This window comes from Pseudomonas fluorescens, assembly GCF_001307275.1.
In the GTDB taxonomy this organism is placed as follows: domain Bacteria; phylum Pseudomonadota; class Gammaproteobacteria; order Pseudomonadales; family Pseudomonadaceae; genus Aquipseudomonas; species Aquipseudomonas fluorescens_AA.
In genome coordinates this window covers 5689448-5703182 of the sequence record NZ_CP012831.1, presented here as the reverse complement: position 1 = coordinate 5703182, position 13735 = coordinate 5689448, and the positions used below count along the sequence as shown (strand labels likewise).

The window sequence follows — 13735 nt, the reverse complement described above, 5'->3', positions numbered from 1 at the left end:
TGTCTTCCTCTCAGGCTTGCTCCGCGGGGTCTGCGCCCCGCCCACGCAATAGTTGAATTCGTCTTAGCAGGGTGTCGCCGCGCCTTTGCGGGCGTACCACCACCAGGTCACCACGATGCAGCTCAGGTAGAAGCCGACGAACATGTAGAAGGCCATCTCCGGGCCGCCGGTCAGGGCCATCGAAGAGCCGAATGATTTAGGAATGAAGAACGCACCGAAGGCGCCCATGGCCGAGCTGAAACCCAGCACCGCGGCTGATTCCTTGCCCGCGTCCTTGATGGCTTGCTCGCGCACCTCGGGCTTTTTCCCCGGGGCGGCTTTTTCATGCAGGGTGCGGAAGATCACCGGGATCATGCGGAATGTGGAACCGTTGCCCACGCCGGTGGTGATGAACAGCAACATGAACATGCCCAGGAAGCCGTAGAAGCTGCCGCCCTGGCCGCCTTGTGGCAGGAAGTGCAAGACGCCGAACACCATCACGATCATCAGCACGAAGTTCCACAGGGTAACCTTCGCACCGCCGAGCTTGTCCGCCAGCCAACCGCCCAGCGGCCGTACCAGCGCGCCCACCAGCGGGCCAAGGAAGGCGAATTTCAGGGCGATGACGTCCGGGAACGAGGTCTTGATCAACAGCGGGAACGCGGCGGAGAAACCGATGAACGAACCGAAGGTCGCCAGGTACAACCAGCACATCAGCCAGTTGTGCTTGCGCTTGAAGATCACCGCCTGCTCGCTGAACGACGCGCGAGCGCTGGACAAATCGTTCATGCCGAACCAGGCAATCAAGGTGACGGCGAGGATGAACGGTACCCAGATGAAACCGGCGTTCTGCAGCCACAGCGAGCTGCCATCGGCCAGCACCTGAGGCTGGCCGCCCATGAAGCCGAACACACCGAAAGAGATCACCAGGGGCACGCTGAACTGCATCACCGACACGCCCAGATTACCCAGCCCGGCGTTCAGGCCCAGGGCGGTGCCCTGTTGAGACTTGGGGTAGAAGAAGCTGATGTTGGACATGCTCGAGGCGAAGTTGCCGCCACCAAAACCGCAGAGCAGCGCGATCAGCACGAACACGCTGTAGGGCGTGGCCGGGTTCTGCACCGCGAAGCCCATCCACAGCGCCGGCAGCAGCAACGACGCGGTGCTCAGGGCCGTCCAGCGACGGCCACCGAAGATCGGCACCATGAACGAATAGAAGATGCGCAAGGTCGCGCCGGACAGCCCCGGCAGCGCCGCCAGCCAGAATAACTGGTCAGTGGTGAAGCTGAAGCCGATGGCGTTGAGGCGCACGATCACCGTGCTCCAGACCATCCAGACCGCGAAGGCCAAGAGCAGCGCAGGAATCGAGATCCACAGGTTGCGCCGGGCGGTCAGCTTGCCGCTACTGCCCCAGAAAGCAGGGTCTTCCGGACGCCAGTCATGAATGACCGGGCCTTTTTCAGGCGTTTGCAGAACGGACATGTTCTTCTCCTTGGGCAATGCTGGAAAACGGGGATTGGCTGGCCGGCGACTGTTTACCCAGCAGCGGGCGCTTGCGCATTTCGCTGAAGTACATCCAGGTCAGGGAGACCCAGACCACGCCGTACATCAACATGAAGCAGGACGAGCGCACGCCGGTGAGGTCCACCAGGGCGCCGAACATGATGGGCAGCACGAACCCGCCCAAGCCGCCGGCCAGGCCGACGATGCCGGACACTGCGCCCATGTTTTTCGGGTAATCATTGGCGATGTACTTGAAGACCGAGGCCTTGCCGAACGCGAAGGCGATGCCCATCACGAACAGCAGCACGGTGAACAGCGTGGCGTTAAGGCCGATATGGAAGTCGACGATGCCGTTGACGGTTTGCACTTGCAGTTGGGTCTGGGGGTAGGACAGCAGGAACAGACAGATCCAGCTCACCCACAACACCCACCAGGTCACGCTCTGGGCGCCCCAGCGGTCGGACATCCAGCCACCGACCGCCCGCAGCACGCCGCCAGGCAGGGAGAAACACGCCGCCAACAGCGCGGCGCTTTGCAGGCTGAAGCCGTATTCCTGCACGTAGTACTTGGTCATCCACAAGGCCAGGGCCACGTAGCCGCCGAACACGATCGAGTAGTACTGGCAGTAGCGCCACACGGCCGGCTCTTTCAGGGTTTTCAACTGCTCGCGCAAGGTGGCGCCGCCGGTGCCGCTGTGTTCCTTTTTCTCGGTGGTGAGAAACCAGAACAACAGCGCGGTGATGAACAGGATGGCGCTGAACACCTTGGGCACCAGGTGCCAGGAGCCGAACGCGATCAGGGCCGGGGCGAGGAACTTGGTCACCGCCGCACCAGCGTTGCCGGCACCGAAGACGCCCATGGCGAAACCCTGGTTCTGCTTGTCGAACCACTTGGCGACGTAGGCGATGCCCACCGAGAACGACCCGCCGGCCAGGCCGACGAACAGGCCCAGCACCAGGAATTGCCAGAAGGCCGTGGCTAGAGTGATCAAGTACAGCGGCAACACACAGGCCAGCATCAGCAGGAAGAACACGATCCGTCCGCCGAAGCGGTCGGTCAGAAGCCCCAGGGGCAAGCGCACCAGCGAACCGGTCAGCACCGGCGTGGCGGCCAGCAGGCCGAATTGGGTTTCGTTGAGGGCCAGCAGTTCCTTGATCGGAACGCCGAGCACGGCAAACATCATCCAGACCATGAAGCACACGGTGAAGGCCAGGGTACTCATCCCTAGTACCAGCCCTTGTTGCACTTGCGCTCGCATCACGATGCACTCCGTCAGTTCGATTGAGCGCAGCCTAGTGACAGGAACCCCGCGAAAACTTGACCTGGGTCAACGTGCCTCGGGGCGGTACAGGCCTATGCTTGGCCCGTCTACCTCCAAGGAGGTAGACCTGGATATCGATGAAACCCCTTGTTTATCAATATCTTGATCCAGTTGGCCGAGGCTTTTATGGAAACGGAACGGCCAGCAACTCTTTAGAGGTAGTGCGCCCAGGATCGGCTGCTACACCCCCAGGTCCAGGGCGCCCCCTATGTTCGGTTCACCGTTTTGCCTTCCCGGCCCACGTCGATGATGGGTTGGCTGCGCAGTTCCCTGCCCGCTCGCGCCGGGCTGGCGGTGATCCTGATCGCCATCCTGGCCCTGGCCAGTTCCTTGAGCGCCGGGTTGATCGCCTGGTTCAGCCAGGGCGACGCCGCCGCCATCAACACCGCCGGCTCCGTGCGCATGGAGACCTACCACCTGAGCTGGAAACTGGCGGCAGGGGCCAACGACGACATCCCGGCGATCATCGACAGCCTGCAACAACGCCTCGACAGCCCGGCCCTGCGCGCCGTGCTGGAAGATGGGCCGGAAACCTCCCTGCACAAGAGCTATCGCGACCTCATCCAGCGCTGGAACCAGACCTTGCGCCCGGCCATCGAGCGCGGCGATTCGGCGTTTTTCCAAAGCAGCGCCCCGTCTTTCGTTGAGCAACTGGACCAGTTCGTCACCCTGCTGCAACGCCAGAGCGAACACAAACAAGGCTGGCAACAGACGATCCAGGGCATGGCGCTGTTCAGCACCATGATCATCCTGCTGATCGGCCTGTATGAATTGCAGTACGGCGTGGTCACGCCCTTGCAGGAACTGGTGGACGCCACCCAGCGCTTTCGCCGTGGCGAATTCCAGGTGCGGGTCAACCATCAGTCCGAGGATGAACTGGGGCAGTTGGCGACCAGTTTCAACACCATGGCCGAGACCATCGAGCAATCCCACCGCACCCTGGAAAACCAGGTCCAGCAAAAGACCCTGAACCTGCAACAGGCCAACGCTGCCCTCGAACTGCTGTACCAGAGCAGTCGCAGCCTGGCGACGCGACAGGCCAATGCCGAAGGCCTGGATGAGCTGATCCGCCGATTCCAGCAGCGCTTGCCGGGGTTGCGCCTGACGCTGTGCCTGCAAGGGCAATTGCAGGCCCCGGCCAGGCACCTGCTGGCCCTGCATGGCGCCGCCAGCCGCCAGGTCTGCGCCAGCAGCGATTGCGCCAGTTGCCACCGGCATAACGCCGCCCGCCCGCAGGCCTTCAGCATCAGCAACCAGGGCACCGAACTGGGTGAGCTCAAGGCGCATTTCGTCGATGGCCACGCGGCGCAACCCTGGGAAACCGCATTGATCCAGGCCCTGGCCAACCTGATCGGCACGTCGCTGTCCCTCAAGCGCCAGCGCGAACAGGACCATCGCCTGCTGCTGCTCGACGAACGCACGATCATTGCCCGCGAGCTGCACGACTCCCTGGCCCAGGCCTTGTCGTACATGAAGCTGCAAGTCAGCCGCATGCAGACCCTGATGCGCCGGGGCGAACCGGTGCAAACCCTGGAGACCGTCACCGGCGAGCTGCGCGAGGGGCTGAACAATGCTTATCGGCAACTGCGTGAGCTGCTCACCACCTTCCGCCTGCAAATCCACGACGACGGCCTGGTCGAGGAACTCAAGGACACCGCCGAAGAGTTCTCCAACCGCGGGGACTTCCAGGTGCACCTGTTCGTCGACACCCTGGCCTTCGAGCTGTCGGCCAGCGAGCAGATCCACATCCTGCAGATCACCCGCGAAGCCCTGTCCAACTGCCTGCGCCACGCCCATGCCGAGAACGCCTGGCTCGAATTGCGCCAGGAAGGCGAGACCGTACGCCTGTCGATCGAAGACGATGGCCGGGGCTTCAGTGGCGAGGTCGACCAGCGCGAACACCATGGCCTGAACATCATGAACGAGCGGGCCCGCAGCCTGCACGGCCAACTGCAGATTCACTCCCGTACACCCCAGGGCACCCGTATCCAGGTGCATTTCCAACCGGAATTCCTGGGCCAACCCACCGAAGGCATCGCAACATGAACGCCCCCCTGCGTCACACCCTGCTACTGGTCGACGATCACCCGATGATGCGTCGCGGGATCCGCCAGATGCTCGAGCTCGAAGACGACTTGCAGATCGTTGGCGAAGCCAGCCACGGCGAAGAAGCCCTGAGCCTGATCGAACCGCTCCAGCCCGACCTGGTGTTGCTGGACAACAACATGCCGCAGATGAACGGCATCGAGACCCTGCGCCGGCTGCGCGCCATGCACTACACCGGCAAGGTGCTGTTGTTCACCGTGTCCGATGCCGAGGACGACATCCGCGATGCCCTGCGCCTGGACGCCAACGGTTACCTGCTCAAGGATATGGAGCCGGAGCTGCTGATCCAGTACATCCGCGACGCCCTCAACGGTGCCCTGGTGATCAGCCCCGGGCTGACCCGCGTCATGGCCCAGGCCCTGCGCTCGCCACCGCGCCAGGCCGATGTGGAACTGACCGAACGCGAACGCCAGGTGCTCAAGACCATCGCCGGCGGCTACAGCAACAAGGTCATCGGCCACAAGCTGGGCATCACCGAAGGCACGGTCAAGGTCCATGTGAAGAACCTGCTGCACAAGCTCGGCCTGCGCTCGCGGGTGGAGGCGGCGGTGTGGGCGATGGAACATTTGCGCGGGGCCGGTTAGATCAACTCAACACATTTCCCCCTGTGGGAGCGAGCTTGCTCGCGATAGCGGTGGGTCAGCCTACGGCGATGTCGCCTGTGCCGTCGTCATCGCGAGCAAGCTCGCTCCCACAGGAGTTTGTGCCTTGATCGAGAGGCCCTCCCTCTTCCGAGGTAGGCCTGCGGAGGCATAGGCCGGCGGCGTATTGGGCCCTACCATGACGGCACGCGGAGGTACGCCATGCTGACCCACCCTTCCATCGTTTTACTGTTGCGTCGTCATCACCTGTTCAGCCAGTTGCCGGAGCGGGTCTTTGAAGATGTCTGCAACCTCGCCGTGCTCAAGCGCCTGGCCTGCAACAGCACGCTCATGCACCAGGGCGACCCGGCCAAGCGGTTTTTCTTGCTGGTCAGCGGCCAGATCAAGCTGTTCCGGGTCACTGGCGAGGGCCAGGAGAACCTGGTGGAAATCATCCAGCCCGGGCAGACCTTCGCCGAGGCCCTGCTGTTCAGCCAGGCCCGTTGCTACCCGGTCAGCGCATCGGCGATCAAGGAGAGTGTGCTGGTGAGTATCGAAGGCACCCATTACCGCAAGGCCCTGGAGGACCAGCCCAAGGTCTGCCTGGCGATCCTGGCGAGCATGAGCATCCACCTGCACCAGCGCCTCAAGGATATCGATAACCTGACCCTGGCCAGTGCCAGTCGGCGGGTCATCAACTTTTTGCTCCAGGAGCGCGACCCACGGGACGGCCAGGTGGTCCTGCAGGTTTCCAAACGCCTGGTGGCCTCCAAACTGGGGATCCAGCCGGAAACCTTTTCGCGGATTCTTCATCGTCTGGTGGACGGCGGCCTGATCGCCATGGAGCGGCGCAACATTCGCATCCTGGCCGAAGAGGCGCTGGAGGCTTACCAGCAATAGCCCGAGCAAGTGCCCCTCTGTGGCGAGGGAGCTTGCTCCCGCTGGGCTGCGCAGCAGCCCCAAACAGGCCAGACGCAATCAACCTGACGCATCGCTGTGGCAAACCTGGGGGTGCTTCGCCCCCCAGCGGGAGCAAGCTCCCTCGCCACGGGATCGGTGTTTGGCTCAGGGGCTTTGATCACCCCCTATCATCGCTATCAACCGCTCGAACAACACATCCCCCTCCTCTTGCGAGCAATCGACCCCAAAACGCTTGCGCCAGCCCAACTGACTCAAAATCACATGCACATCCGCCTCCAGGTCATGCTGCTGCAAACACGCCTGCACGCACTGTAACGGGCAACCGTCCAGGGCAATGATCCGTCGCCCCGATCGTGCCTTGTTGACCAGTGGCGCCACATGCCCACCCACGCCAACGATGCAGGACATCTCGGCCAGGCCGGCGCGGTCCAGGCGCAGGGCGACGGTGTTGGCCAGTTGCGCCACGTTGGAGCAACCGGAACAGGAGTACACCAAGGGCAATACGCTTGGGGCTTTCATCACACTGCTGCCAACCCCTTGCCCGCCCGTTCCAGATTGCGCCATAACCACGGCGGCAATACGTCCGGGTCGAGGCTGTCGATCAGGTTCTTCAAAGCCAGCCCCAGTTCGGTGTCGCCCTCGATCACCAACCGCCGCCGGAAGAACAACGTATCGGGGTCCTCCTGACGGCTGGCCAGCAACAGAAACTCACGCCAGTTGCCACTGATGGTGACCTGGGCCTCGGCGCGCTCGGCGATGCGCAATCCATCCCGCGCCAGAGTCAGGTACCAACACAATTTCAAGTCGGGCACCCGCAGGCACAACCAGCGCCCACGCAGCACATCGAACCCGCCATCGCGCAGCGGCTCGGCCAGGCAGCGATTGAGCGCCTGCTGCAACGCCAGGCGCTGCACCACGAACGGCACTTTGCCCACCAGGGGCAGCAAGCGGTCAGCACCCTTGAGCACCCACTTCTTCGGACTCAACACAGGCCTGCCTCCTCTACCTTCAACATGCCGGCATGGCCGTGCCAGTAACCGTTGCACCCTTCGACGAACAGCGGCGGTGCCTCGCCCTGGCGAACCTTGTCGAAGGCCGCGACCACCTCGGCCATGCCCTGGGCGCGCGGGCTCAGCCGCAGCAGGTCGGCACCGCAGGCCAGCAGCGCGTGGTAATCGGCCAGCAGGTTGGTCACCTCGCCGGACATCGTCTGGATGCCGTTGAGGGTGAACAACTGTTGGCCTTCCTGACTGCTCAACGCCAGGCCGTCGGGGTAGTTGATGCAACAGAACTGACAGTCGTCCTTGGGTCGGTTTTCGGCCCGGGCGGTAAAGCAGCGCGCCGAGTACGCCAAGGGCAGATGACCATAGGAAAAAATCTCCACTTCAGGCACCTCGCGGTCCATCTCCAGCACCTGCTCCAGCACGTCGCCGATCAGCGCCGCCGAGCACTCCACGGGTGGCACCCAGCGGATCATGCCGCTGTCGAGCAATTGCCCCAGGGCATGGCCGTTGTACAGGTTCAGCGCCGGGCCGCCGACAAAGGGCAGCTTGCGTTCGGCCAGGAGCTGCACCGCACCCATGTCGTTCGCCTCCACCAACAATTGGCCGTTGTCACACAGGCGTCGTAGCGAAGAAAGCTCCGAGGCCGCTTCGATCAGCGTCAGGCTCGACAACACGATCTGCGCCTGGCTACACGTTTGCAGCTCGCGCCCCAGGCCCAGCCATTGATCCAGGGAAAACGCCCGGCGCTTCGAGCACACGGTTTCCCCCAGGTAAATCACGTCCAGCGGCAAGGCCGACATCTCGGCATAGAAATTCCCCAGTTGCGCTTTGTCCCAATAAAACAGGACCGGTCCCAGGCTGAGTTTCATCTGACCTCCTTCATTGCCATGATCGATGGTAGGCGCCCAGGGTGGTCTGGCTGCCTTCGGACAGACCAGCCAGCACCTGGCGCCATTCTTCCCGCACCCGGAACCGCTGCGGCGCGGCCTGGTGGGCATCCAGCGCGGCGCGCCAGACCCGGGTCACCTGTTCAACGTAGGCCGGGCTGCGTTGACGGCCTTCGATTTTCACCGCTTCAACGCCGATGGCGGTCAGTTCCGGCAGCAGGTCGAGGGTGTCGAGGCTGGTGGGTTCTTCCAGCGCATGGAAGCGTTTGCCACCCACCAGGAAGCGGCCCTTGCACAGGGTCGGGTAACCGGCCGGTTCTTCGGGGGTGTAGCGGTCGATCAGCACCTCGCTCAAGCGTGCGCTGAGGCCTTGGGCGTCCTCGCTCCAGCGCACCGCCTTGGCGGGCGAGCAGACGCCGCACAAGTTCGGCGATTCGCCGGTGATGTAGGAAGACAAGTGGCAACGGCCCTCGGCCATGATGCACAGGCTGCCGAAACCGAAGACTTCGATAGGCACCGGGCTGCCCGCCGCCACCTGCCGCACCTGGGCCAGGGACAGTACCCGCGGCAGCACCGCGCGACGGATGTCATAGCGCTGGGCGTAAAAAGCCAGGGCCGCGGCGTGGGTCGCCGAGCCTTGTACCGACAGGTGCAGCGCCAGTTTCGGATGGCGCTGGCTGGCGTAGCCGAGCACGCCGGGGTCGGCGGCGATCAGGGCGTCCACGCCGAAATCGGCGGCACGGTCCACGGCCCGTTGCCAGCGCTCCCAGCCCTTGGGTTGCGGGTAAGTATTGACCGCCACGTACAGTTTGCGTTGGTGCTGACGGATATGCGCGACTGCGGCGTCGAACTGTTTGTCGTCCATATTCAGCCCGGCGAAGTGCCGGGCATTGGTGTCATCGCGAAAGCCGACATAGACGGCATCGGCGCCTTGGCGCACCGCCGCTTTGAGGGCAGGCAGATTCCCTGCCGGGCAAACCAGTTGCATGGGGCATCCTCGTGAGAAAACTAAGGCCGCCGCCAGTCTAGCCAGCCCTCGGCCGGCGACCTTGACGGCAATCAATTGCCGTCAATGCATCAGGTCAGTGAATGGCAGGTACAGCACCTTGTCGTGCTTGTGCAACTGCGCCTCGCACTCCACCACCGCCAGCCCATCGGCCCAGCACGCGGCCGTCAGCATCGCCGAACTTTGCTGCGGGTGCAGCGTCACGCACAGGTGACCGTTGGCATCCGCCACCAACCTGGCGCGCAAGTACTGTCGACGCCGGTTGCGCTTGAGCCAGTCGAACCCCGCCGGCAGTTGCAACGGCACCGGCAGGACATTCCCCATGCCCTGGGCCCGAAACAGGAACGGCCGTACGACGATCAGCGCGGTAATCAACGCCGCCGACGGATTGCCCGGCAGCCCGAGCCAAGGCTTGCCTTCCACATCGCCAAAGGCCAGGGGCTTGCCCGGCTGGATCGCCAGGCGCCAGAGGTCGATGCTGCCCAAGGCTTCGATGGCTTGCTTGAGGTGGTCCTCTTCACCCACCGAAACACCGCCCGATGTGATCAGCACATCGCATTCGGCCGCGGCCAGGCGCAACGCTTGCCGACTGGCCAATAACTGGTCGGGCATGACCCCGAAGTCATGCACCTCGACGCCCCAGCCGCGCAACAGCGCGGCGAGGCTATGGCGATTGCTGTTGTAGATCTGCCCCGGCGCCAGTGGCTCGCCCGGCTCGCGCAGCTCATCGCCGCTGCTGAGCAAGCCCACTTGCAAGGGGCGATAGACGTCCACCTGAGGGACTCCGGCACCGGCGAGCAAACCCAACTCCTGGGCGCGCAGGCGCGTGCCGGCTTCAAGCAGCCGGTCTCCTCGACGCAGCTCCTCACCTTCCTTTCGCACATGCTCACCGCCGTTGACCGACGGCAACCAGACCCGCTCGCCATCGACCTGGCAGCGCTCCTGTGGCACCACCGTGTCGGCCCCCGGTGGCAGCGGCGCACCGGTAAAAATCCGCACGACCTGCCCGTCCTGCAACGGTTCGCCCGGCTCGTCACCGGCGGCGATGCGCCCGGCCAACGCCAGGTAGCCGCCGTCAACCGGCAGGTCAGCGGCCCGCAGGGCATAGCCGTCCATCGCGCTGTTGTCCCAGGCCGGCAGATTCATCGGGCACAGGATATCGGCAGCCAACACACGCGCCAGGGCCTGGTCCAGGCCGACCCGTTGCACGGGCGGTGGCGGCGGTGCCTGGTCGAGCAAATGCCGGATCGCCTCATCCACCGGCATCAGCACGCCGCTGTCGCACACCCGACCGCTCACGAGCGCGTCTCGCATGCGGCAGGGGCGATGCCGTCCTGGGGCTTGAGGTGCGGAGTGAAATTGCACGGGCCGGTGCGACTGTCCAGTTGTCCGGCCAGGATCTGCTCCCAACCGGTCCGACAAGCCCCCGGCGAGCCTGGCAAGCAACACACCAGCACGCCATTGCTCATGCCCGCCAATGCCCGCGATTGCAGGGTGGACATGCCGATCTGCGCCAGCGACACCTGGCGGAACAGCTCGCCGAAACCGTCCACCTGCTTGTCCAGCAACGGCGCCACGGCTTGGGGGGTGTTGTCGCGCGGGGTGAAACCAGTGCCGCCGGTCATCAACACCACCTGCACCTTGGGGTCGGCGATCCATTGGGAGACCTGGGCGCGGATCTGGTAGATATCGTCCTTCACCAGCCCGCGGTCGATGAGCACGTGCCCAGCTGTTTGCAGCAGGTCCGCCAGGGTCTGGCCCGAGGTGTCGGTGTCGAAGGTTCGTGTATCGCTGATGGTAAGGACCGCGATGTTCAGCGGTTGAAAGAGGCGTTGCGTCAGATGGGCCATGATCAGCCGTCCTGTCAGAAAAGATGGCCCAGCCTGAACCGCAATCGTTGCCGGGCCTATTCCTCCTTGGAGGTACCTCCCTTGGCGTCAGGGTGCCAGGCGGCTACGCTGCCAGGCGCCATCGCGCAGGCGGTAGTCGAGGCGATCGTGCAAACGGTCGGCGCGGCCCTGCCAGAACTCCAGGCGTTCGGGCCGCAGGCAATAACCGCCCCAATGGTCGGGACGCGGCACGGGGTGATCGGCGAAGCGTTGTTCCGTCTGCGCCAGCAAGGTTTCCAGCGCGGCCCGATCTGCCAGTGGGCGACTTTGTGGCGACGCCCAGGCACCCAGGCGACTGCCTGCGGAACGGGACTCGAAATAGGCATCCGACAGCGCCGGATCGAGTTTTTCGACCGGCCCTTCGATGCGTACTTGCCGCTCCAGCCCCGGCCAGAAAAACGTCATGGCCGCCCAGGGATTCGTCGCCAGGTCCTGTCCCTTGGCGCTTTCATAGTTGCCGAAAAACGAAAAACCCTGGGCGTCGAAACCCTTGAGCAACAGCACCCGACAATGGGGCCGGCCCTGCTCGTCCACCGTCGCCAGGGCCATGCTGTTGGCTTCCACCGGCGGGCTTTCGGTCTCGCGGGCTTGTTGCATCCAGAGCCCGAACAGGATCAGGGGATCGTCCGGTGCCTGGGCTTCATCCAGGCCGTCGAGGGTGTACTGGCGGCGCATTTTGGCCAGGGAAAGGGGCATGAGGGTGATCTCCACTATGGGTTTGGGCCAGTGTGGAGTCGACTGCGTTGGCGGGCCTTGATCGTTGTCAATGCCGGTTCTTGTGGTGAGTTGTAGGGCGCTATCGCGAGCAAGCTCGCTCCCACAGGTGATCTGCTGTGTTCACAAGATCCCTGTGGGAGCGAGCTTGCTCGCGATGAAGACAACGCGGTCCAACAGATCAACGGCTACTTGAGCCCCAACCGCCGCGCCAGCTTATGCAAGTTGCTCGGATCCACTTCCAACAGCCGCGCCGCCCCCGCCCAGTTCTGCCCGCAACGCTCCAGGGCGTTGAGGATCGCCTGTCGCTGGCAACCATCGACCGCTTCGCTCAACGGCTGGATCGGTGCATCGGGCGCCTCCAGGGGTGCCTCCAGCAGTGCATGGACCGTGGCGGTATTGGCGTTGACATCCAGGTCCAGCACCTGCGGCTCCAGGGTCATGATCAGGCTGCGACTGGCACCACGACTCAGTTGCTTCAACGCGGCGCGACTGATCACGTGTTCCAGTTCCCGCACATTACCCGGCCAGCTGTACGCCAATAGCGCCTGTTCGGCCGCCGGTGACAGGCGCAAGCCGCGCAGGCCCAGTCGCGTGCGGTTCAGTTCGAGAAAGTGCCCGGCCAACATCAACACATCGTGGCCGCGCTCGCGCAACGGCGGGATCGGCACCGGGTAGACCGAAAGCCGGTGGTACAGGTCGGCGCGAAACAGCCCGTCGCGAATGCTGTCGGGCAAGTGCCGGTTGGTGGCGGCGATGATCCGCACATCGACGTGCAGCGGCTTGTCCGCCCCCAGGCGCTGGATCTCGCCGTTCTGCAGAGTGCGCAGCAACTTGGCCTGTACGCTCAACGGCAATTCACCGACCTCATCGAGAAACAGCGTGCCACCGTTGGCCGCATCGAAACGCCCGGCGCGGTCGGTGGTCGCCCCGGAGAACGCGCCTTTGACGTGGCCGAACAACTCGCTTTCGGCCAGGGACTCGGGCAACGCCGCGCAGTTGACCTGGACCAGCGGCTTGTGACCGCGCCGGGACAGGCGATGCAAGCGGCGGGCAAACAGCTCCTTGCCCACACCGGTTTCCCCCAGCAACAACACCGGCAGTTCGGAGTCGGCCAGCACATCCAGCTCGTTGAGCAGTTGCTGCAAACCTTCACTGCGCCCAAGGATCTCGCCCTCCTCGGCTGGCAAGCGCAGGTCCGTCTGGTCGCTGCGCGATGCCCGCAGGCTACGGTTTTCCTGTTCAAGTCGAGTGACCCGCACCGCCGCCTCGATCTGCAAGGTACAGCGCTTGAGTTCCTCCCGGGCGCGGCTGTCGAAGGTGCCGGCATGCAGCGCATCCAGGGTGATCGCGCCCCACAGCCGGCCTTCCACGTACAGGCTTACGCCCATGCAGTCATGCACCGGCAGCGGTTCACCAACGTGGTTGTCGAGCAAGCCGTCATAAGGATCGGGCAAGCGACTGTCAGGCTCGAACCAGGTGGGCTCGCGCGAGGCCATGATCGCTGCCAGGCGCGGGTGCTGGGCAATCACGAAGCGCCGTCCCAGCGCCTCGTGGACCAGGCCCACGGTCGCCACGGGCCTGAGGCTGTCATCGTCCAGGCGCAGCAACCCCACGGCGCCACTGTTGAAGTATTCGCGCAGGGTCTGCACCAGGCGCTGCAATCGCACCGCATTGGGCAGCTCGACGATCAGGTCGGCGGCCAGGCTTTCACGCAGCATGGTTGTGATGACCCTCCAGGGTTCGTTTGACCCTTCGCAGTCAGGGTGACAATCACCCTGAAAAAAATTATTCGTTTACTTTCAGCCAGTTAAATCTGGCACG

Annotated in this window: 13 protein-coding genes; 3 read left to right on the top strand and 10 right to left on the bottom strand. The window is 64.0% G+C overall.

Annotation, left to right across the window (positions count from 1 at the left end; genetic code table 11):
• Positions 1-63: 63 nt before the first annotated feature.
• The gene (locus AO356_RS25225) at positions 64-1461 is read right to left on the bottom strand and encodes a NarK family nitrate/nitrite MFS transporter (protein ID WP_060742097.1); all 1398 of its coding nucleotides are present in this window, start codon (positions 1459-1461) and stop codon (positions 64-66) included.
• Complete coding sequence (locus AO356_RS25220; protein ID WP_219734580.1) at positions 1439-2740, bottom strand: MFS transporter; 1302 nt, start codon at positions 2738-2740, stop codon at positions 1439-1441. The genes AO356_RS25225 and AO356_RS25220 overlap by 23 nt, the downstream gene beginning before the upstream one ends.
• 309 nt (positions 2741-3049) lie before the next feature.
• Here AO356_RS25220 and AO356_RS25215 point away from each other — a divergent pair, with 309 nt between their 5' ends.
• The 3 genes from AO356_RS25215 (at position 3050) to AO356_RS25205 (ending at position 6390) form a co-directional block, all read left to right on the top strand.
• Positions 3050-4849 (top strand): HAMP domain-containing protein, encoded by a 1800-nt coding sequence (locus AO356_RS25215; protein WP_060742095.1) that lies wholly within the window; start codon positions 3050-3052, stop codon positions 4847-4849.
• A complete protein-coding gene (gene narL, locus AO356_RS25210) occupies positions 4846-5493 on the top strand; it encodes a two-component system response regulator NarL (protein ID WP_060742094.1) in 648 nt (215 codons plus the stop codon). The genes AO356_RS25215 and narL overlap by 4 nt, the downstream gene beginning before the upstream one ends.
• Before the next feature lie 219 nt (positions 5494-5712).
• A complete protein-coding gene (locus AO356_RS25205) occupies positions 5713-6390 on the top strand; it encodes a Crp/Fnr family transcriptional regulator (protein ID WP_060742093.1) in 678 nt (225 codons plus the stop codon).
• A gap of 165 nt (positions 6391-6555) precedes the next feature.
• Here the strand turns inward: AO356_RS25205 and AO356_RS25200 are convergent, their stop codons facing one another.
• The 8 genes from AO356_RS25200 to norR form a co-directional block, all read right to left on the bottom strand.
• Complete coding sequence (locus tag AO356_RS25200; RefSeq protein WP_060742092.1) at positions 6556-6930, bottom strand: putative zinc-binding protein; 375 nt, start codon at positions 6928-6930, stop codon at positions 6556-6558.
• Complete coding sequence (gene ubiT / locus AO356_RS25195; RefSeq protein ID WP_060742091.1) at positions 6930-7400, bottom strand: ubiquinone anaerobic biosynthesis accessory factor UbiT; 471 nt, start codon at positions 7398-7400, stop codon at positions 6930-6932. Before ubiT ends, AO356_RS25200 begins: the two co-directional genes overlap by 1 nt.
• On the bottom strand, positions 7394-8284 hold the full coding sequence (locus AO356_RS25190) for a U32 family peptidase (RefSeq protein ID WP_060742090.1): 891 nt from the start codon (positions 8282-8284) through the stop codon (positions 7394-7396). The genes ubiT and AO356_RS25190 overlap by 7 nt, the downstream gene beginning before the upstream one ends.
• A gap of 10 nt (positions 8285-8294) precedes the next feature.
• A complete protein-coding gene (gene ubiU, locus AO356_RS25185; RefSeq protein WP_060742089.1) occupies positions 8295-9290 on the bottom strand; it encodes a ubiquinone anaerobic biosynthesis protein UbiU in 996 nt (331 codons plus the stop codon).
• An 81-nt stretch (positions 9291-9371) separates the two neighbouring features.
• Positions 9372-10607, bottom strand: a complete 1236-nt coding sequence (glp, locus tag AO356_RS25180; protein ID WP_060743199.1) for a gephyrin-like molybdotransferase Glp — start codon at positions 10605-10607, stop codon at positions 9372-9374.
• Entirely contained in the window at positions 10604-11158 is a 555-nt protein-coding gene (gene moaB / locus AO356_RS25175; protein WP_060742088.1) for a molybdenum cofactor biosynthesis protein B, read from the bottom strand. Before moaB ends, glp begins: the two co-directional genes overlap by 4 nt.
• An 87-nt stretch (positions 11159-11245) precedes the next feature.
• Positions 11246-11893 carry a pyridoxamine 5'-phosphate oxidase gene (gene pdxH / locus AO356_RS25170; protein WP_060742087.1) on the bottom strand — a complete coding sequence of 216 codons (648 nt, stop codon included), beginning with the start codon at positions 11891-11893 and terminating at the stop codon, positions 11246-11248.
• Between the two features lie 206 nt (positions 11894-12099).
• Positions 12100-13632 (bottom strand): nitric oxide reductase transcriptional regulator NorR, encoded by a 1533-nt coding sequence (gene norR / locus AO356_RS25165; protein WP_060742086.1) that lies wholly within the window; start codon positions 13630-13632, stop codon positions 12100-12102.
• Between the last annotated feature and the right edge of the window lie 103 nt (positions 13633-13735).

Bases quoted from the DNA above. Each gene is read 5' to 3' on its own strand.
- AO356_RS25205 (WP_060742093.1), top strand. From the start codon at position 5,713: ATGCTGACCCACCCTTCCATCGTTTTACTGTTGCGTCGTCATCACCTG.
- narL (WP_060742094.1), top strand. From the start codon at position 4,846: ATGAACGCCCCCCTGCGTCACACCCTGCTACTGGTCGACGATCACCCG.
- AO356_RS25215 (WP_060742095.1), top strand. From the start codon at position 3,050: ATGATGGGTTGGCTGCGCAGTTCCCTGCCCGCTCGCGCCGGGCTGGCG.
- AO356_RS25200 (WP_060742092.1), bottom strand. From the start codon at position 6,930: ATGAAAGCCCCAAGCGTATTGCCCTTGGTGTACTCCTGTTCCGGTTGC.
- pdxH (WP_060742087.1), bottom strand. From the start codon at position 11,893: ATGCCCCTTTCCCTGGCCAAAATGCGCCGCCAGTACACCCTCGACGGC.
- AO356_RS25220 (WP_219734580.1), bottom strand. From the start codon at position 2,740: ATGCGAGCGCAAGTGCAACAAGGGCTGGTACTAGGGATGAGTACCCTG.
- ubiU (WP_060742089.1), bottom strand. From the start codon at position 9,290: ATGCAACTGGTTTGCCCGGCAGGGAATCTGCCTGCCCTCAAAGCGGCG.
- norR (WP_060742086.1), bottom strand. From the start codon at position 13,632: ATGCTGCGTGAAAGCCTGGCCGCCGACCTGATCGTCGAGCTGCCCAAT.
- AO356_RS25225 (WP_060742097.1), bottom strand. From the start codon at position 1,461: ATGTCCGTTCTGCAAACGCCTGAAAAAGGCCCGGTCATTCATGACTGG.
- moaB (WP_060742088.1), bottom strand. From the start codon at position 11,158: ATGGCCCATCTGACGCAACGCCTCTTTCAACCGCTGAACATCGCGGTC.
- AO356_RS25190 (WP_060742090.1), bottom strand. From the start codon at position 8,284: ATGAAACTCAGCCTGGGACCGGTCCTGTTTTATTGGGACAAAGCGCAA.